Origin of the sequence: Paenibacillus sp. Y5S-9, assembly GCF_036894235.1 — a bacterium.
Taxonomy (GTDB): domain Bacteria; phylum Bacillota; class Bacilli; order Paenibacillales; family Paenibacillaceae; genus Paenibacillus.
In genome coordinates this window covers 2912490-2933690 of the sequence record NZ_CP145887.1, presented here as the reverse complement: position 1 = coordinate 2933690, position 21201 = coordinate 2912490, and the positions used below count along the sequence as shown (strand labels likewise).

15 protein-coding genes are annotated in these 21201 nt (G+C 46.1%); 4 read left to right on the top strand and 11 right to left on the bottom strand.

Going from position 1 to position 21201, the window contains the following annotated elements; translation table 11 throughout:
- Positions 1–29: 29 nt before the first annotated feature.
- The 3 genes from V6669_RS13205 to V6669_RS13195 all read right to left on the bottom strand — a co-directional run bounded on the left by V6669_RS13205 (position 30) and on the right by V6669_RS13195 (position 3854).
- Positions 30–1082 carry an ROK family protein gene (locus tag V6669_RS13205; RefSeq protein WP_338594246.1) on the bottom strand — a complete coding sequence of 351 codons (1053 nt, stop codon included), beginning with the start codon at positions 1080–1082 and terminating at the stop codon, positions 30–32.
- A 36-nt stretch (positions 1083–1118) separates the two neighbouring features.
- Positions 1119–2357 (bottom strand): ROK family protein, encoded by a 1239-nt coding sequence (locus V6669_RS13200; RefSeq protein WP_338594244.1) that lies wholly within the window; start codon positions 2355–2357, stop codon positions 1119–1121.
- Positions 2358–3014: 657 nt separating this feature from the next.
- Positions 3015–3854 carry a YitT family protein gene (locus V6669_RS13195; protein WP_062834072.1) on the bottom strand — a complete coding sequence of 280 codons (840 nt, stop codon included), beginning with the start codon at positions 3852–3854 and terminating at the stop codon, positions 3015–3017.
- Positions 3855–4228: 374 nt separating this feature from the next.
- Between V6669_RS13195 and V6669_RS13190 the strand changes: the two genes are divergently transcribed.
- From V6669_RS13190 to V6669_RS13180, 3 genes are all read left to right on the top strand, one after another.
- Positions 4229–5287, top strand: coding sequence for a fatty acid desaturase (locus V6669_RS13190; RefSeq protein WP_315939636.1), 1059 nt, complete (start codon positions 4229–4231; stop codon positions 5285–5287).
- Positions 5288–5374: 87 nt separating this feature from the next.
- Complete coding sequence (locus V6669_RS13185) at positions 5375–6523, top strand: sensor histidine kinase (RefSeq protein ID WP_338594931.1); 1149 nt, start codon at positions 5375–5377, stop codon at positions 6521–6523.
- Positions 6520–7119, top strand: a complete 600-nt coding sequence (locus V6669_RS13180; RefSeq protein ID WP_036608692.1) for a response regulator transcription factor — start codon at positions 6520–6522, stop codon at positions 7117–7119. Before V6669_RS13185 ends, V6669_RS13180 begins: the two co-directional genes overlap by 4 nt.
- A 190-nt stretch (positions 7120–7309) precedes the next feature.
- On the opposite strand, the gene V6669_RS13175 is transcribed toward V6669_RS13180, so the two are convergent.
- From V6669_RS13175 to V6669_RS13145, 7 genes are all read right to left on the bottom strand, one after another.
- The gene (locus V6669_RS13175; protein ID WP_338594242.1) at positions 7310–8218 is read right to left on the bottom strand and encodes a hypothetical protein; all 909 of its coding nucleotides are present in this window, start codon (positions 8216–8218) and stop codon (positions 7310–7312) included.
- 44 nt (positions 8219–8262) lie between these two features.
- Positions 8263–9003: a polysaccharide deacetylase family protein gene (locus V6669_RS13170; RefSeq protein ID WP_338594241.1), complete on the bottom strand. Its 741-nt coding sequence runs from the start codon at positions 9001–9003 to the stop codon at positions 8263–8265.
- 472 nt (positions 9004–9475) lie between these two features.
- Positions 9476–9979: a ferritin gene (locus V6669_RS13165; RefSeq protein WP_338594239.1), complete on the bottom strand. Its 504-nt coding sequence runs from the start codon at positions 9977–9979 to the stop codon at positions 9476–9478.
- Between the two features lie 156 nt (positions 9980–10135).
- The gene (locus tag V6669_RS13160) at positions 10136–10255 is read right to left on the bottom strand and encodes a hypothetical protein (RefSeq protein WP_017688846.1); all 120 of its coding nucleotides are present in this window, start codon (positions 10253–10255) and stop codon (positions 10136–10138) included.
- Positions 10256–10355: 100 nt separating this feature from the next.
- Positions 10356–10613: a YolD-like family protein gene (locus V6669_RS13155; RefSeq protein WP_036608707.1), complete on the bottom strand. Its 258-nt coding sequence runs from the start codon at positions 10611–10613 to the stop codon at positions 10356–10358.
- Positions 10614–10766: 153 nt separating this feature from the next.
- A complete protein-coding gene (locus tag V6669_RS13150) occupies positions 10767–12458 on the bottom strand; it encodes a DUF11 domain-containing protein (RefSeq protein ID WP_338594233.1) in 1692 nt (563 codons plus the stop codon).
- A complete protein-coding gene (locus V6669_RS13145; RefSeq protein ID WP_338594232.1) occupies positions 12455–19165 on the bottom strand; it encodes a hypothetical protein in 6711 nt (2236 codons plus the stop codon). The genes V6669_RS13150 and V6669_RS13145 overlap by 4 nt, the downstream gene beginning before the upstream one ends.
- Before the next feature lie 232 nt (positions 19166–19397).
- Here V6669_RS13145 and V6669_RS13140 point away from each other — a divergent pair, with 232 nt between their 5' ends.
- Positions 19398–20528, top strand: coding sequence for a GGDEF domain-containing protein (locus tag V6669_RS13140; protein WP_338594230.1), 1131 nt, complete (start codon positions 19398–19400; stop codon positions 20526–20528).
- Between the two features lie 132 nt (positions 20529–20660).
- Here V6669_RS13140 and V6669_RS13135 read toward each other — a convergent pair whose 3' ends face one another.
- On the bottom strand, positions 20661–21182 hold the full coding sequence (locus V6669_RS13135; protein WP_338594228.1) for a hypothetical protein: 522 nt from the start codon (positions 21180–21182) through the stop codon (positions 20661–20663).
- Between the last annotated feature and the right edge of the window lie 19 nt (positions 21183–21201).

Here is a 21201-nt window from a genome sequence, read left to right as displayed (position 1 = left end):
TCTGTAGTTGCTTCGCCTATTCTCTATTTTTATGCGCGTGTCAGACTCGATTTGATTGCAGCCAATGCCCCGATTGCTCCTGCTTTGTTCCCCAGTTCAGCTACAGCTAAAAGTGTAGGCAGAACGGTGTAACGTTGGAGGCGCGTGCGCACTTCATTTAGATAATAGGATGGGTTGGATGCAGCCACGCCACCACCGATCACTATAATGGAAGGATTGAGTAAAGCCGTAATATTCGCCAGACCTCTAGCCATATAACGCATAGGCAGTTCCAGAATCTCAAGTGCAGCAACATCACCTGATTCGGCTGCTCTGAATACATGTCTGGCTTCAATCTGTTCCACTTCCCCTCCTGCCAGACTCATAATCAGGGATAAGGAACTCCCCTTTCCAGCAGCAAAATAACGCCTCGCCTGTTCGGTAATCCCCGTACCTGAAGTCACTTGCTCAAATACGCCAAAGGAATCCGCATCAGCAACGTAACCGGCATGAAGCCCTTCGTCTCCTGCAATGAAATGCCCAATCTCACCTGCTGCTCCATTCTGGCCGCTGTAGAGTTGTCCGTTCAGGATAAGAGCAGCTCCAATGCCTGTTCCAACCGTGACCATCACACAGTGTTGATGTCCCTGCGCTGCCCCTCGATCATATTCTCCCATTGCGGCCAGATTCACATCATTGTCCAACATGATATTCCCGCTGTAATACTGCGCAATCACAGGGCGAATATCTAGCTCAGGCCACTGAAAAGCTGGAGCATTTCGCAGTATCCCCTCCTCCTGCAGAATCACACCAGGGAATCCCAAGCCTGCACCGTTAAGTTGATTCAGACTGCATCCAACTTCGCCGCAGAACGTTTCCAATTCAGCGAATAACCATCGGAAGAACTCATCCGGCTGATCACTTGCAAGCGTAGGCAAGATACGTTCATGAACTTCACTTCCAGCCTGTTGTGATGACAAGAGCATTAATGTTTTGGTGCCTCCAATGTCAATACCTGCAATCCAGCCGGATCGATCACCTCCAACCGTACCATCCTGATTGGACTGATCATCATTACTTACGTTTTTCACGGATTCTGTCATCCCTTTCCCCTCCTCACATGTTGTATATCCAATCTCTTATTCCATGGCTTCCTGCTGAAGGTTCAGCATCGTTTGTTGTATGGCTACCTGTACCGCGCCAGTGACAACAGCCTGCTCACCAAGCTTGGAACAGATTAACTGTGGTTGCACCGGGAATTGCTCAGATATAATCTGCCTCAGTAAAGGCAATAACACATCACCGTTTCCTCCTACGCCTCCGCCAAGCACAATGAGATCTGGAGCAAGCACAACGCTAATCTGCCGCAGAGCTGAAGCAATCTTCTGGCTGTATTGCTTTAAAATCTCTAACGCCTCTACTTCTCCACGACGTGCAGCTTCAAATAACTTCTCGGGAGTCAGGTGTCTGTGAAGATCATCTGTAACTACATGTCCTTTTACATCCGCATCCACATCCGAATCCGAATCAGCAACTTCCAATAGTTCATCATGCGAATTAAGATGAAGGTTCGCCAGTTGCATCAGACCATCAGCGGACAGCACTTCCTCCAGACGTCGACCATCGTCCACCAGCATCTCTGCGATCTCGCCAGTTAAGCCACCTAAACCTCGAAGCAGTTGGCCATGTACCATGATGCCAGCACCCGTCCCTGTACCAATCGAGAAAAAAACAAACAAGGGATACCCTGCTGCTGCACCACTCCGATACTCCCCAAGCGCCGCTAGATTCACATCATTTTCCAGAATTACTTCACAGGGAAAAGCTCCTGACAACGACTCTAGAGAGAAAGCTTCTTCCAGACCCGCTAACGGGTCCACAATACGATGGATACGCCCTGAATCAGGCAGCACTACGCCTGGTATACCGAACCCGATGCATTGAATCTGATCCCAATTCAGATGATTCTTATCAAGCAATTCGTTCATATGGCTTCGAAGAAGCTCCAACATCGTCGCTTCTGCTGGCTCATGAGCTTTTTGAACAACCATAGGATATGTTCGATAGGCAATGATCTCTCCATTCAGATCGGATAATGCAATCCGAATACGTGTTGCGCCGATATCTATCCCACAGACATAATAAGCCGTTTCATTGAAACGAATGAGGGTTGCTTTGCGACCCTGAGCGTTGTCAGCTCTCCCCATTTCCCTCACCAGATTACGGTCAATCAGATGTTCGATCGCCAAAGACACCGTTGGTTTACTAAGTCCGGTCTGACGGCTGATATCCGCTCTCGACATCGTTCCCTGAGTTATCAGGGCATCCATAATGAGATTTTCATTCAGATTGCGGATATACTGCGGTGTGCCAGCCATGTTATCGCCTCCTCTAATAGTTAGCATTTTTCATAATTCGATTAAAGTCGCTCTCGGGTACAAAATATAGACGAATAACACCGTTTCGATCTATATCTTGCTGATTGTAAAACGCTCTTGGAAATTATGTTAAATGCTTAGTTAGTTAGGTTTATTAACAAATTGATTAAATTCAATATATCATCGTGCTTGGTCGGTGTACAGCTTTTTGTCATTGCACTCTCTTACTAGAAAGAACCAACCTTCACCTGTAACACAAAAGCCTAATAAAGGAATTATTATACAATAATAGACGTTTATACATTTCCGAAACAGTGACGCGGTCATAGAATACCTTATCACGATCAGGGAGGTTTTAATATGTATAGAAAACATCATAAATGTCATCATCCAAGACCAAAGTGTTTTTACAAAAAAATTACGAAAACTTGTGTTACCAAAATCAAATATGTCCCTACAAAGTGTAAAAAACATTGTTGTGTCACTGTTGAATATTGTCCAGTCAAAAAAAGAAAACATTATTAATATTCTTTTGCCCTTCTCTATAGAGAAGGGTTCTTTCTATTTGAACTAGATTAATACCGGATACCATTAACCTATCAAAAAAGTTGCGGTGATATTTCACCGCAACTCCTTTCTTCCTTATATACATATTCATTAAGTTTTGGAGAGTTCAATAAATCCTTCACCGAATACATCACGCACGTCATGAATGGTGATAAAAGCAATCTCATCTTCCGCTCGTACAATCTTCTTCAGCATGGAAACTTCCTGCTTACTAATCACAATGTATAAAATTTCTTTCTTATTTTTCGTGTAATAGCCATGACCAGACAGGACGGTTACTCCGCGATCCATCTTCTCAATAACTTGCTTCGCGATTTCATCCTGTTTGGAAGAGATAATCATGACTGCTTTTTTCGGATTGAGTCCTTCAATAATGAACTCCATTGTTTTGGTTCCGACAAACAGCAAGACAATTGTACACATTAATCCTTGAGGTCCAATGATGAAGTATGAGGAGAAAGCCACAATCAGATCGAAGAACAGAAGTCCGTAACTGATATTCCAATCCAGATATTTGTTGGCAAGTCGGGCCAGGATCACTGTTCCCGCCGTTGTGCCTCCCACTCTAACAATTAAGCCAATACCAAGACCGGCAAATACTCCTGCAAAGATGGTATTGATCCAGAGTTCATCCGATGCAATCGTCCAACTCTCCGTCAGATGCAGGAACAACGAGTTGAATACAACCGCAATAATCGTATACACCGTAGTTGTTTTATCAAGAAACCGGTATCCCACAATTAACAAAATACCGTTCAGGATCAAGTTCATCAGTCCAGGGGACCATTCAAACAGGTAATACAAAATAATCGTGATACCCGTGACGCCGCCTTCAGCCAAATCGTTCGGGATGACAAACAGGTTCACCGCCAGTGCAAACAGAAATGCACCTGCCATAATAAATAGGATATCCGTAATTCGTTTCTTCATTATGCATTCCATCCAATCCATCAGAAATCAACCTAATCGACCCGTCTCATAAGTTGTCATAACCACTCAAAGATAGATTTTACCATGCTCTCAACAAAATTTGTATACATAATACAAATTGTTGCGTAATTTGTGCAAAGGAATTTGAAAAACCTGCTCTTCTGTCTTCTGCAGAGCTATTGAGTACCATGCACCCATGACAAATGTCATGGTCCATCATTGATATTCATCATTACAGAAGGCTGACGTTTATGACTTACTGTCATGATCGGATTGTTTTACAATGATAAAAACGCTTCCTACAGGAAAGCTTAGCGGGAAACGTCAAGTTGTAGCTGATTACAGTTATAACGATTGAAGGAGGACACAATTTTATGAACAGATCAAAAGAAATGGCCTTAAAAAAAGAAGTTACCCCTTACGAAAAAAATGATCTCAGATTAAGTATCCGTCAGTTAATCAATACATTGCTCCCGCTTTTCTTGTTATGGGCAGCTGCTTACTTTAGCTTATCGGTTTCCTACTGGCTGACTTTCCCTATTGCCTTGGTGGCATCCGGATTTGTACTTCGGACCTTTATTATTTTCCATGACTGCTGTCATGGTTCATTCTTCAAGAGCAAACGCGCCAATGATATTCTCGGTACCATTACGGGTGTATTAACAGTGACACCTTATCAGCAGTGGAAAAACGAGCACTCTATCCATCACGCGACAAGCAGCAATCTTGACAAACGTGGTGTAGGTGATATCTGGGTTATGACGGTTGACGAATACAAAGCAGCTTCTCCTTGGGGACGCCTCTTCTATCGGATTTATCGTAACCCGTTTGTATTGTTTTGTATCGGACCTATTTACGTGTTTCTGTTGGCTTACCGTTTTAACCGTAAAGGTGCAAGACGTAAAGAACGCATCAACACACATCTGACTACCGCGTTGATCGTAGTGCTCTATGCATTCATGTCCTGGTTAGTCGGATGGCAGGCTTTTGTAATGGTGCAGGCACCTATCTTCTTCTTCTCCGGTTTCTTTGGTATCTGGCTGTTCTACGTGCAACATCAGTTCGAAGAGACGTATTTTGAACATGAAGATGAATGGAGTTATGTAAAAGCAGCTGTTGAAGGCAGTTCTTATTACAAATTGCCAAAATTATTGCAATGGATCAGTGGTAATATCGGGTTTCACCATGTGCATCACTTGAGCCCGCGTGTACCTAACTATTTCTTGGAAGAAGCACATAACGCAACACCACCCTTGCAAAAAGCTACGACTATTACACTACGTTCCAGTCTGGTTGCCCTGCGCTTCCGTCTGTGGGATGAAGATTCTAAACAGTTTATTAGCTTTAGACAGCTCAAAAGCTTATCCCGCAAGCCGTATGTTCAACCGCCTATCCGAGTAACCAATCCAGCGGGTCTGACAGAGAAGCCTTAACTCTGTCGGATTCGTTTTCTTGTGTTCAAGCCATAGTCATGCTACAGTCATGCTAAAGTTGAGTACAAGTGCAAGGAGGAGAATTACATTCAAAAGTGGATGCAGATTTTTTATAAAAATACAGGGTTGAACCCTTATGTATGGCTCGTCTTTTTCATCCTGCCCTTCTATTACATTTCACAATATTCCAAATTATGGACGATGGTAACAGGCATTATTATCATTCTCGTTTTCTTCGTCTGTTATCTGCTCGCCTTCATCACCAAGGGCTGGCAGGTATACATGTGGATTGGATTGCTCATTGCCATATCCATTACGATGACGATTGCCTATGATTATGCCTACTTCTCATTGTTTCTTGCTTTTTTTATTGGGAATATTAAAAATAAAGCCGGTTTCTTCACCCTATACTCGGTGAATTTGGGAGCCAGTTTCGTAACCATTAATTACGGTTTCATTAATCAGAGTTCTCTGTTGGTGAGCCAACTCCCGTTTGTATTCATCAGCTTAATGGCCTCCATCCTGCTCCCAATCAGTACGTATAACAAAAACAAGACTGAACAATTGGAAGGCCAATTGGAGAATGCGAACAAGCGACTTGATGATCTCGTAAAAATGGAAGAGCGCCAGCGTATCGCTCGTGACCTGCACGATACACTTGGACAGAAGCTCTCTCTGATCGGTCTGAAAACCGATCTGGCGCGACGGCTGCTCCGCAATAATCCCGATCAGGCTGAGATCGAGTTGAACGACCTCAGACAAACGGCAAGTACAGCTCTGAAGGAAGTCCGGGAAATGGTCACCACCATGCGTGGTACACAATTGGTTGATGAACTGTTCCGGGCGGAACAGATTCTGAAGGCCGCTTCGATTGAATTTGAGCTGGAAGGCAATCCGAAGTTACAGGATACGTCACAATTAAATGAAAATGTGCTCGGTATGTGCTTGAAAGAAGCTGTCACCAATGTCGTCAAACACAGTCAGGCAACAACATGTACCATCACCATTAAGGAAACACTGGCGGATAATGTGTTAACCATACAAGATAACGGTGTTGGAATAGAACGAACTCGCAAACAGGATCGGCGCGGAACAGGAATTTTGGGCATGAAGGAACGACTTGAATTTGTGAACGGTTGTCTGGATATTCGCTCTGCAACAGACATCCCGGGTACAGCGATCATTATTCATGTTCCCAAACTCGTCCGCAAACCGATAAAGGAGGCAGAATCATGATTAGAATTGTAATCGCGGAAGATCAGCGCATGATGCTTGGCGCCTTGTCCTCCCTCCTCAATCTGGAGGAAGATATGGAAGTTGTCGGACGTGCCAGCAACGGCCAGGAAGCCCTTGCCCTTGTCCAGGAGCTTGCACCAGACATCTGTCTGATGGATATAGAAATGCCCGTAAAAAGCGGCCTTGAAGCCGCAGAAGAACTCAAAGGAATGAGCTGTAAGGTCATTATCCTGACCACTTTTGCCCGGACCGGATATTTCGAACGTGCCCTAAAGGGCGGTGTCCGTGGTTACCTGCTCAAAGACAGTCCAATTGAAGAACTTGCCGAGTCGATCCGCCAAGTTATGAATGGCAGACGCATCTTCGCTCCCGACTTGGTAGATGAAGCTTATGTAGAAGAAAATCCCCTGACAGAACGGGAGAATGCCGTACTAGGCCTTATGGCAGATGGGAAAAACACCAAGGAAATCGCCGGGCATCTGTTCATCACAACGGGCACGGTGCGTAACTACATCTCCATTATTCTCAACAAGTTAAATGCCAGTAACCGGATTGAGGCCATCACTCGCTCCAAGGAAAAAGGGTGGTTCAAATGAAAGCACCGCTTTAACCCATTGAAACAAAAATAAGCATGTCCCCCGGCTGCACAAGCTGCGATAACATGCTCAAAATAAAAAGCTTGGCCCAACAATTTCTTCCTGGGCCAAGCTTTTTTATGTGTATCGTAACAATCCAACACTCATCTCTTCTACACTGCAGAATATCCGTAAAACACTCAATCAAGATTTATTTCACAGATACAACCATACCAAGAGCTTCTAATGGCACTTGATCAGTCTTAAGCTGATGAATTTGGTTACCGTCCTGCCATGAGATCGTTACATGAACAGACTGTCCACCACTTGGATATTCAACCTTGATATACCCTTTATCTTTGGGTACAGGCAACGTATGTGACTCCAGGTACTCCACCATTTTCTTCGCTATGCCCGGATTATTCATTTCATCTTCGGATACCGAACGAATTTCCAGCGTCCATCTTCCTTCTTGCCAAGTCAGATATTGACTGCCTGCGGCACCTTCACTCATACCTTTGATTCCATATCCCAGATCCACAGCCATATCTGCTGGAATATCTTTCAGGTCCGTCTCAGGGAATATTTCTGGCTGATCCGGGTCCTTATAGGTCTTCACTTCATAGGAAGCCAGTACAGGTATCTTACTGTCGGATGCAGTTAAAGATTGATCATTAATGGCAACAGACTGAGTAGTAGCGTAGAAATTCACCTTAAATGCATCCGCAGTATTGGACAGTATTGCCGCCCCCAAAGATGTACCCTTGTCCAATGAAAATGAAGTGGGTAACGCTGCATCCTTCATCTTCAACTGGTTGCGAACTTGTTTGATCACATCATTCACACCTGATTGACCAGTGGCAATTTGGTTGTCATTTGCCTTCGATCCTGATGTGTGTTCATTATCTGTTGTGCCCGTATTCTCTTTGGTTCCTGTTTCATTTTCATTAGAGAAATCAGCACCACCACTTCCGGTATTGGTCTGCTCACCTACTGTTGTCGTTGGTGAAGAACTGTTCTCTGATGATGCTGCATTTGAATCCGGTCCGCCACATCCTGCCAGAGCAAGTAAAACGGCTGTCGTTACTGGAATCGTGATCCATAATGGTTGTTTCTTCATGATGTGTATCTCCTTCGTTGTAGCCAATCTAAAAATTAAAAAGATTAACGCTTGTCGTTCCAGAAATTAACCGGCTGAACTTTTTTGCTTAATACTTCAAAACGATACCCTTCTGCCTTCAATGTTTTCAACACTTGCGGTAATACTTTCAGCGTTGCTTCCTGGTCGTGCATAAGCACAACTGGCGTTGTTCCGCTCTTTTGCACATTGTGGATCTGCTTCATTACACTGTTATAGACTTTCTGGTGATCTTTCTGATATTTCCAGTCTTCCGAATCCACATTCCAATCCCATAGATGGAATCCACCCTGGCCCAGCAGTACATCACGGAATGCCGGTTTGAGATATGGTTTACTACCATATGGCGTCCGAACGAGACTTGTTTTAACTCCGGCAACCTTATTCAGACTTACATTGGCCTGTTGCATCTCTTTCAATCCGCTATATGCAGATTTATAGAATTTGCTTGGAACGTGAGTCACACCATGCAGACCCAATCCATGCCCGTCAGCTACGATTCGTTTGGTAGCCTTCTGAAATTTCTCCATTTGAGGACCCAGCATAAAAAACGTTGCCTTTGCATTATACTGATCCAGAATATCCAGTAACTGACCCGTATGAGCGGTTGGCCCATCATCAAACGTCAGATATATGATTTTGGAATTTGCTTTGCTTGCACCACCCTTGGATGCAGCTGATTTGGCAGATACCGACTGCGGCAATAGTAGTGGAATGATTAGTAAAATAGCAAGTGTGAGCATGATAGATTTGCGAATATGTAACATAATTAAAAATCTCCCTTGTGTGTTATATTTCCCCGGGTGTCCATGTTTTTCTACCTTCATCCCTTGGCGATTAATCCTAATACTATCAAAGATAGTGACTCCTGTTCTCGCTTCAAAGGCTACGGTAGAGTTACACTTTTGTCAGATAAACCTAAAATTTAATACGAATTTGATAGATTTAAGTAAAAAAAGATCCCGTCAGGATAGATCAATTGTGACATATCCTCTATTACCCACATTCAGAATTTTGATAGACTTTTACTCCAATTCAAACAAATCTATACAATCATTAAATATCGTTGCATGCAAAAAAACCTGCACAAGTGCAGGCTTCTTTGTCTTCAATCAGCATATGGCATCAAACCATCATCCCTTGCAAGGGGATTGCCCCCATTGCTTTCAGGATCATTACCTCATGCTGTATGTACATGGTGTTTTGACGCTGGAATCTTCTCGACTCCCTACGTGCAATTTATTCAGTTGGAGCAGTGAACGAACGTTTGCCAAACTCGGCATCCAGCATGTAGAAGGCATTGCTGTCTTTTTCAATGCGGCGAAGCTTCTGAATAATATTGTCAAACAAAGCTTCCTCTTCAACCTGCTCATCAATGAACCATTTCAGGAAATACATCGTTGCATGTTCACGTTCATTCAGAGCGATGTCAGCCAGATTGTAGAATTTTTTCGTGTTTTGCTGTTCATGAGCATAACCATGCTCAAATACATCCAGCATCGAAGCATATTCATTCTTCGGTTCTGGCAAAGCCGTAAGTGTGGCACGTTGTCCACGATCATTCAGGAATTTGTATATTTTCATGCCATGGAATCGCTCTTCTTCCGCTTGCACGATGAAGAAGTTCGCAAATCCATCCAGACTTTTGCTGGAACAATAGGCTGCCATAGCCAGATATACATGAGCGGAATAAAACTCAAAATTCATCTGTTCATTTAAAGACTCTGTTAACGCATGGCTCATAATCAAAACACCTCTTTCTTTCTCTAGGGATGGTTACATTCTAACATAACGTAAGCAGGACTTACACCGATTTTCTACAAAATTCGCCAATGACTGAACGAACAAAAAAAGCTCTGCCGCGATGGCAGAGCTTCTTTCATTCTTAGAGATATGCAATTATACCAAGAACGCTTTGGAGATGATAACCAACAGGATGAACAGAACCAGAATGGCACCTACAGAAGTGAAACCTCCGTATCCGTAGCCTCTTGTTTCTCCACCTAATACTTCGCTCATTGACCGTACCTCCTCTGCAACAGGTATGGGTTATCTTATGCAGGAAGAACGACTTTGACAGGGCGGATGCCCTAATTATTCAGATTGCTGTTTTTTTCGTTCAGTACCGGGGAGATTGCACACGCATGATATCCAGAAAAGGTACCTTCGCTGTGAACTCTTCTTCGGTATACTCTACATGCACAAGTCGTGTACGGGAGTCCATTTTGACGATGACTCCTTGCACCTGATCTTCCTTGCCCCATACCGTCAACAGTACTTCCGAACGTTCCCGAAAGGCTTCAACCAGCTGGTTTCCCAACTCTTCAAGTTCAAACTCATCCCGTGTAGGTCTTTTTGCTACTTTTGCTTTTGCCAATGTGGCTGCCTCCTCTACTCCGACGTCCCGATTCCACGGGTTGATTGCCGAGTTCATATTCAATTAGTATACCATTCATTTACGTTCGTGTAATCTCATGGCATCCAGAATGAGCAAATTCCTCAGGCAATTTACCGTTAACCGTGATACCTCCTATTCTTCTCCATACTCCACAATGATGCTGTACTCATTCGATCGGGTTTCTCCAGCCCGTTTTTGTCCATTCCATTCATACGTGTACATGGCAATCAAGTCTCCTTGCAGCGTCCCCGCCTTCTCAGAAGCTAACTGCGCTACATACGAGATGTTTTTTTCCGTTCCAGGCTCAATCACGCCCACATGCAGAACCCGTGGTGTAGAATACTCTGATATGCTCAATTGGATCTCACCCGTAGCTTGCCCAAGCCATCTGGCACCCTCAGGTAAAATGCTCCCAAGTTGTACACGTGCCGGCAAATTGCCCGTATTCCCCACACGTACCTGAAAAGTGACGGTACCTCCCTGCTCGACCAATGTGGGTGTCACTTGAACATAAGCCTGAATTATCGGCGCTTTTAATTCGACCACAGCTTCATTGGATGTAATCATCCGCTGCACTGACCGTGAATCCGGCAATCGAAATGTATACATCAGGCTAGCATGATTCACATACCTGTAGTCCTCAGGCATCGTTTCATCTCGATCTGGAAGTTTCGCTTCGAACTGAATATTCAAAACCGAACGGGCTGTCAGCGTCCCCAGATTAAGCCCTTTAACCAGATTGGTTCCGGGACGTTTAACCCCATTCCAGCGCAGACTGCCTTCAACAAATGTCACACCTGTGGGTAGTACATCCAGGAGAGTTCCATCCACCGCATAACTGCTTGCATTGGAGACGGTAATATTATATTGGACGGCATCACCCAATGTGGCCGTTACCGGGAGCACACTTTTCACCACAGAGACCTGGGGCTCTATCACTTCCAGGGTAACCTGATTGGAGTAGACCGTCTCCTGCTGTCCTGCCGAAATATACGCCAGTACGGCTACACTTGATATTCCGTTTGCATCGCTTCCCCCCATAACCTGAACCCGATATTGTATCCTAATTGAGCTTCCGGGCAAAATCTCTCCAAGTTGTATGCCCGTATCAGGCGTTACTTGTGGCGCAAACGTCTCATCTACGATGACACTCGCAGGTATAAAAACAATACCCTGTGGCAAAGAAATCGTTACTCGGGCATTCGTGGCCGCAATAAAACCAGGATTGCTCACGATGACGGTGTACATGACAATATCCCCTGAGAAGGTATAGATGTGATCCGCCTGCAAGGAGATCTCCAGCCGGGATGAGACCAGATTGACCTCCACGATATTGGATTGTTCCATACCTGTAACCGTTCTGCCTTCCGGTGTCAAAAACTCATAGTTAACCTGTGCCTGATTCAACAGCTTCAGTGTCTCAGGTAAACGCAAGATTACAACTTGGAAGTGGTATCGCAACGTGGCTCCGGGCTCGATTTCGGCTGGAGGCAATCCTCTCTCCGGTGATGCTCCCGGTAACGGAATACCATCACGTAATACACTGTTGGGAAGCAGTGCCGTCTCTGCAGATAGCTGATCCAATAGGTACACTAGGGCCGTAAGATTTCCGGTGTTAACAATTTCAACACGGTAGATAAGAGACTGCCCCAAGGCAGCCTCCATGACATTGCAGACTTTTCTGACTTCAAGCCTGGGGCCGATCCACGGTGTTACAACCGTATTCGAATAGGATACCTGTTCCAGGTCAGTCGCACCCGAGCTGAATCGAACCAGGGACTGATTCTTTAGCCAGTGGGACAACGGACCGGAAGATTGGCTCATATCACCACAACCTCTACTCTGAATGTAACCGTAACGGAAGCACCCGCAGCAATCGAACCAAGCGTGATGCCTGTATTCGGATTCCCTGTTGGTCTTGGCACACCATCCACCGTAACACTTCCTGGCACAAATACTGTACCGACAGGTACCGGGTCAACCATGACCACATTGTTGATTGCCACGATACCGCTGTTGGTTACGACAATCGTATAGGTAATCACATCGCCGACAACGGCATCAATCGCACTTGTACTTTTGACAACAGCCACATTTGGTGCAGATACAGGAATCACCAGAATGTTGGAAGATACTGTCCCCGTCAACACACGGCCATCGGGTGGACTAAATGTATAATTGGCCACCGCCTGGTTAACCAGTTGCTGATCCTGCGGCAACGTATCTACAGTCACTTCGAGGGTAACCGTTACAATAACCGTACCTCCGGACGGTATGGCACCCACAACGATACCCGTCTCCGGATTGGCACCTGGCTGTGGAACACCATCAATCAGAACACTATTGGGAAGTAGTACGGCTCCATTCGGTATATTGTCCGTTAATGTCAAACTTGCATCAAGATTCCCGCTATTGTTAATGGCAAAAGAATAGGTGATGGTATCACCAATCGTTGCATTGGAAGTGCTCCCTGTTTTGGTTACGGCAATAATCGGCTGATAGATTGGTGTTACAACCGTATTGGAATACGCTGCTCCCGAGAAAACACCCGATGTGAAACTTACGGAAGACTGACTGCTCACTTGTGGTGGTGTTGGCAGTGTATTGACCCGAACTGCATACGATACCGCTATCGATGCTCCAGGTGCTAAACTACCAAGGGCTATGCCCAGCGCAGGGTTGGCCAAAGCACGTGGGACGCCGTCCAACAGAACACTGCCTGTAACAAATGTAGTGGCTGGGTTGATCGGATCGGTGATCACAATGTTGTTTACCGGGTCAATTCCTTCATTGGTCACAACCATTTCATACACAATCGTGTCGCCTACCACGGCATCAACTACCGAAGCCGTCTTAACTACACTCACGTTCGGAGCAGATACTTGAATGTTGAGTGCGTTGGACGTAATCGTGCCTCCAAGTGTTCTTCCATCAGGTAATGTATACGAAAATGTCGCAGAAGCCTGATTGGTAATGGACTGGCTCAAAGGTAACGTCACAATCACAACGGAGAAGGTAACTAGAGTTGTTGTGGAAACGACACCAAGCGGAATACCCGAAGCTGGATCTGCACCTGGTGCAGAAGCCCCGTTAATAATAACGCTATTTGGAACAAACTCTGTTCCTGCCGGAATCGTATCCGTTAACGTGACCGATGCCCCATAGTTCCCGGTATTGGAAATGGCGATGCTGTACACAACGGTATCCCCTACCGTTGCTATCGTCTGATCTCCCGTTTTGACTGCCGCCAGAATAGGTTGAAAGACCGGAGTTGTAACCGTATTGGAGAATGTGGTCGCTGAGAAAGCCCCTGATGTAAAGCTGACCGTGGACTGATTGTTTAACACTGCACTTGCCGGGAGCGCCGTAACCTGCACACTAAATACAACGGTTACCGTAACGCCAGGTGCGATGGAACCAAGCGTTATTCCCGTAGAAGGATTGGCACCAGGGCGCAGAACACCATCGACAAACACGCCGGTTGGCGCAAGAACGGTACTTGTCGGCACTGCATCCGTGAAAACCACATTGTTCACCGTTGCAATTCCGTTATTGGTTACAGCGATGCTATACGTTACGATATCACCAACGGATACCGCCGTTGAAGTTGTGGATTTGACGACATCGACATCCGGTGCCGATACGATAATGGTCAACACATTGGATAGAACAGACTCCGTGATGTTCCGCCCATCCGGCAATGTATATGATAGAGCTACGGAAGCCTGATTCACCAGTTGTTGCGGACTTGGTAGCGTATCAACAACCACTGAAAAGGTAATGGTGGTCGTAGCTCCGGGAGCCACATTGCCTGCGGGGATGCCCGTTGCTGGACTTCCTGCTGGTAGCGGTTGACCGTTCACAATAACGCTATTTGGAACAAGGCTGGTTCCGGCTGGAAGGTTATCTGTCAGGTTAATCTGGGCTCCAAAGTTTCCCTGATTGTTCACGCTTATCGTGTAACTGACTGTATCCCCAACGGTAGCATTTTGTGTACTGGCTGTTTTTTGTGCTGAAAGAATAGGCTGGTACACCGGAGTGACCACGGTATTTGAAAAGGTTGTGCTTGAGAATGTACCTGAGGTAAAACTGACCGTAGAGCGATTGCTCAACTGATCACTTGGCGGGATCGCGTCGACACGGATACTGAATGTGACCGTCGCGGACGTTCCGGGCCCCAATGTACCAAGGGGTACCCCACCTGCCGGATTGGCTCCGGGTTGCGCAACCCCATTCACTGTGACACTCCCTGTAACAAAGGAGGCTCCAGCTGGAATCGGGTCTGAAAACTGAATATTGTTCACCGGTGCAATTCCGCTGTTGGTCACCAAAATGGAATAGGTCACTGTATCGCCTACCGTAGCCGCAGTGGAAGCTGTGCTTTTGACAACAGCGACGTTTGGTGATGAGACTGGAAACGTGAGTGTATTCGATGTGGCTGAGCCAGTCAACGTCCGCCCATCTGGAGGTGTAAATGTAAAGGATGATGTAGCAAAATTGCTAAGCTGCTGTGGAGATGGAAGTGAATCCACAACAACGGCAAACGTGACAACAGCCGTCGCTCCCGCGGCTACAATGCCTACCGGAATGCCTGCTGCTGGCGTCGATCCAGGCTGTGGCACACCGGATACAACCACACTGTTGGGTACTAAAGTAGTCGCAGCTGGAATGGTATCTGTCACTGTAACATTTGCCTCCAGATTGCCTGTGTTGCTAACCGTTACCGTGTATACAACCGTATCACCTACGGTTGCATTGACGGTATTTGCCGTTTTGACAAGTGAAATCTGCGGTTGTATGACCGGAGTCTGAGTCGTATTGGACGATGATGACCCTGAAAATGAACCGGATGTGAAGCTGACCGTCGACTGATTGTTAATCTGCGAAGGAATCGGCATGGTAATCGTCACCTCAAAAGTTACGGTAACCTCGGCTCCTGGAGCCAACGTACCGATTGGAATGCCGGCGGTCGGATTGGAGAGCGGGAACGAAGTCCCGTTCACAATGACACTTCCGGGTACAAATGGGGTATTCGAAGGAAGAGGATTGACATATACCACATTATTAACGGCTACTGTGCCGTTATTACGAATAACAGATGTGTATCGAATGACATCCCCGACTACGCCGTACTCTACATTGTCACTGTTGACAATCGTAACATTTGGCAGAGACACTGGAATAGTGATGGTGTTTGATGACGAGAGACCGGCAATCGTTCTCCCACTTGGGAGTGTGTAGGCAAACGAAGCAACCGCCTGATTAATTAACTGCCTTGCATCTGGCAAACTGGTAACCGTCGCAACAAAGGTGACCGTTGCACCTGAGCCCGCAGCAATCTCTCCTAGACTGATACCCGACTCCGGGCTGACCCCAGGTGTTGGTACGCCATTAATAATGACACTATTTGTGCTGAATACTGCTCCTGCTGGAATGGGATCTGTCAAGGTAACCGTTGCAGCTATATTACCTGTATTGTTAATTTGGATGGTGTAATTAAACGTATCGCCTACCGTCAAACTTGTTGTACTTGCTGACTTCACCACTTGGATTACTGGCAGAAATATGGGGGTATTTACCGATATGGAAGAAGAAACACCATTAAAACTGCCTGATGTAAATGCTGCATTGGCCCGGTTACTAACCAAACCCGTGGATGGAACAGAATTCACTCGGGTCTGATAGGTCACAGTTACACTGCTTGAGCTATTCAATGTCCCCACTGCGATTCCCGCAACGGGGCTTGCGCTTGTAACAGCAGATCCATTGATCGTGACACTACCCGGAACAAATTCAGAGCCGGATGGTGCATCTGAAATCACCAAATTTTGTACTGCACTAATTCCTGCGTTTGTTGCAACAACGGTATACGTAAGCACATCTCCTACTGTCGCATCTGGTGTGTTTACTGTTTTACTAATAGAAATATTGGGAGCCGATGCAGATATACGAACGATATTGGATAAGCTGCTGCCGGAGAGATTCCGTCCACTTGGAAGCTGGTACGTATAACTTGCAGTCCCTTGATTCTCCAGTGTCGGGGGAGTCGGAAGTGTTGTGAGTGTAGCGCGAAACACCACCGTAGCCGTAACTCCCGGCAGGAGGCTGCCCAGTGTTATTCCAGTTAATGGGCTTGTTCCAGGACGTGCAGTACCATTCACAGTTACCGAATCCGGGACAAACGTCAGCCCCGCTGGAATCGTATCGGTCACATTCACTTGAGTCGCTATGTTTCCACTGTTCGTGACCACAAGTGTGTATGCAATCTGATCCCCCAGTGTCGCATTGGTTTGGCTTGCCGACTTGTTGATACCAACAACAGCTTGGTATACAGGGGTTGTAATGGAATTGGAGTTGGAAATACCCGTGAACGCACCTGAGCTATACGATACTACCGCTCGGTTGACTAACGAACCCGAAGCAGGCTGGGACTGCACATTCACCTGAAACGTCACCGTCGCAGAACTTCCGGCCGCCAATGTCCCAATAGAGATACCACTGCTCGGATTCGCAGACGGTACGACAGTTCCCCTTACGGTTGCACTGCCGGGAACAAAAGTTATTCCAGCAGGGAGCGCATCTGTAAGTACCACATTGTTAATCACCTGAATACCGCTGTTGGTAGTAACTACGGTGTACGTGAAGGTCTCCCCGACAGCAACATCGGTGACTGATGCTGATTTTACCGTGGTCACATTTGGCAAGGTTACCGGGATTGTTAAAGTATTCGAGGCGATGTTTCCCGTGATCGTCCGACCATCAGGTGAATTGAAGGAATAAGAAGCCGTAGCTTGATCCACAAGAGTCGGCGGTGTCGGCAAGCTTGTTACAAGTACCTGAAAGGTCACGGTATTGGCACTTCCTGCCGCAAGGCTCCCCAGATTAACGCCGGTAACCGGATTGGCGCCAGCAATCACATTTCCATTCAGACGAAAGCTGCCTGCTACATATGAGCTACCACTTGGAATGTTATCCCTCAATGTAACGTTGGCAGCAACATTCCCTCCGTTGTTCACTTGGAGTGTATAAGTTACCAGGTCACCCACCGTGGCATTGGTGGTACTCGCCGATTTCACAATGGACAGGTTTGGCGAATAAACAGGAAGGGTGGAGTTATTGGACGGAATAACTCCGGTAATGACCGGCCCCCCTGCTACGCTTTGAAAGGTAAAGGCTGCATTGGCCGAATTCACCAGTTGCAGGATGCTTGCATCCTGACCGATGAGTGCTCGATAGGTTACAACGACACTGCTGGATAAAGTTAACGAACCCAGCGGAATGCCTGCCGTCACATCAAGTGTTGGACGGGATACACCTGCAACAGTGACACTGCCTGGAATAAAGGTAAGACCTGCAGGAAGTGAATCGGATAAAACAACACTGGCCGCACTCGCAGTGCCTGCATTGGTAACGGTAACCGAATATAAAATACTATCCCCGGCAACTGCACCGGCGGCGACCGTTGCCTTAGCCAATGTGATCTTGGGCGCATTAATATCAACTTGAATTGCATTGGCGTTGACAATGTAGGCATCCCCCGAGGTGGTTAATGTCAACACCGCAGATGACTGGTTATTGATCAATCTTGCTGAAACATCCACATTGGTAATATCCCAGCCTTGACGTCCACCGATAATATTGGTGCCTGGAGCCCCGTTGATCTGATTTCGTGTCCCAAACGTTCCTGTTGTATTAAGCGCTCCGGTATCTCCGTTAATCTGAGAAGCAAAAAAGTTCGCAGCTAGATTATTGGGCCCGGACAAAGCAACCGATGTAGCTGAGGTTGGCCCAAATAATGCCTGGTCACCGGTCCGGTTCGCGTCGCCCTCCTGCGCACTGAACAGTATTCTTCCTCCCAGTACACCGGAAAGGGGCGTTGCAAATCCAGTCAATGTGGTAACGACAGGTGGTGAAGTGGATTGAACGAGTACGCCTCCTGCACGCAAAGACATGTTGCGAAAAGGCAGATTGGGATTCTGATAAATGACTCCAAGTGTCCATCCCGCATGATTTGCCGTGGAATCATTTGTAATAACAATAGTCCCTACTACTGCTCCGGTGATATATGTACCTGCTCCCCCATTTTGTACAAGTGTCGTCACATTGGCAGAACGTACATAGCCAGCAGCACCGCCCCCAAGATCAAATTGATTGTAGGTAAGTGGATCGGGGGTAACACTGGAAGTCCCTGCCGGTGTAATAAACGTAACCGGATTGTTGATGGCAGCACTCAGATTGACTGTACCATTGATGTAACTGCCGCCCCAGATCAATTCTGCATACAGAACGGTACTTCCAGCCGGCAGCGTAAGAATGGCTGCTGAACTGTTGCTCTGATACAGGCTTGTCGTTCCCAGTGGATAGGTGCCGTACTGGAGGCTGGTGTTGGTTGTGATAAAACCTCCAATACTGTCCTGTGTTCCGGGTACCCCCGCTGTTTCCGAACGACTCAGTCCAAGCGTATTTCCTGTAAATGTAATTGCTCCCGTAGCATTAACGGTTGAACGAACGACAAGAGGAATGAAGATCACCTCCCCTTCATCAATGATTTCCTACATATGGAACGGAGCCATGTATATAGTCTATGAGTGTATCATTGAGTTTTGTTTGTCCTCCATAAAAAGTTTGTGACAACTCGAAACTTCTGTGAGTTTTGTTCTCACATAACAGTTAAATACATTTGCGTTTTGTTCATTGTGATTTATAATCATCATATACGAGAGTAATTCTGTCGTACCATTATGATGCAGTCAGCGGTGATATATGAAAGGTTTCCATACGCACAATAGCCATATTCCAACAGAGTACGAGTTCAAACATTCCAAATGGATTCAAAAAATGCTCCATGCCTACTGGGTTGTTATCATTGCACATTTCGCCATTCAGATTGGCTGTTTCCTGTTTCTGAAGTATGATCGCACACCTACAGATTTCTTGATGAATGTCCTGTTCTGGCCTACGGCCGTCAGCAGTTCATGCATTTTGTTCGCAAGTTGGGTTGATCGGCGCTTCAGTTCATATTCCTTTTACACCATGTCTATAGCCAGCACGGTTATCGCCTGGACGATTATTCATGTCAATTATGACATTCGGATTATATTAGCAATCTGTCTGTTGCCCATCTTTGCTTCGGTGCTGTTCTTCAGTAAAAAGAGAGTCTGGACTGTCTTTCTGATGCAGATGACTGGTTACTTTCTGGTTTTGTTCGATCCGGCCTACCGGTTGTACCTGTCTTCATTTGACATGGTATCCATTCCGGCTTTTCTAATCCTTGGTACATATGTAGCACAGGTTATCGTAACCAGCGGCGTTGAAGTTTTGGAAGATCTTCAGGCCAGTATGGTTGCCAAGCAGGACCTTATTGTGCGAAATGCCATTATGACCAAACAGTCCAAAACTGACGGTTTAACGAACCTTTATAATCAAAGCTCATTCAAGGATTATTACGAAAAAGCATTTGAGTATGCCAACAGTGGCTTGAGTCTGCATCTGGCCCTGATCGATATTGATGACTTCAAATCCATTAATGATACGTATGGTCATCGGGTTGGAGATATCATTCTGGAGAAAGTGTCCCTGATCATTCAGGAAACGATTACCTCAAGTGATATTGCAGCACGGTACGGGGGCGAAGAGTTCGCCATATTGATGTTTGAGCAATCTTTCAAGCAGGCCTATGCCTTGGTGGAACAGATTCGTCAGAAGATTGCCCTGATGGGCCATCTGGAACTTGAAGGAGCTTCAATCACGGTGAGTATCGGTCTCAAAAGCTACAGTCCTAATCTAAGCAAAGACAAATTGTTCGAGGAAGTGGATGCCTGTCTGTATGCCGCCAAACGAACAGGTAAAAATAAAACCGTAACATCACTTGATCTGACTCCGTCTCCTTCGTAGAGAAAATATAAATAAAAAAGTTGTGCTGTACACCGGAATTCCGGTTTGTACAACACAACTTTTTTTTGGGTTTGCTTATGATTAATTAGCCGATCTTCTCTCTAAATCCATACCTGCAACTATGTCTGTACATCATTCCGCCCATTCCCAGCGATGACGATTTTGCTCCAGCCTGGGATGCAGGTATTCGGACGATCCGTCAATGATGAGACGCAGCTCTTTGATCCAATCCTTGAAGGAATCAAATGAAGCAAACATATTCGCCATCTCTATCGTCAAATATAGAAAGTGAGGGGCTGGATATTCCGCAGTGATATGGCGCAACGCGCTATCCACAGGTGTATATTTCTTTCTTTTGCCCTCAAGCCCCTCCACACGTATACGTGAAGCTGGATGTTCCCGCCGCCAATCATGCAGGCGGTCTTCTCTTTTGTAATATGCCTGTATTGTATCCTTGCTCATTCGTTTAAACGTGCTCTCATGTAAAGGATACAGCACAAGCTGTATGAATGAACGGGTATCCACCGTTGCAGAAGCGCGCTCGAGTTGCTCATCCGTCACATGTTCAAACGAGTCATAAAAAGTCAGTGTGCCTTTACGGCTGGCCGCAGGTGGCTCATAACCATAAGGTACAGATGTATGATTTCCAGACATTTCACCCCTCCTTGTCTAT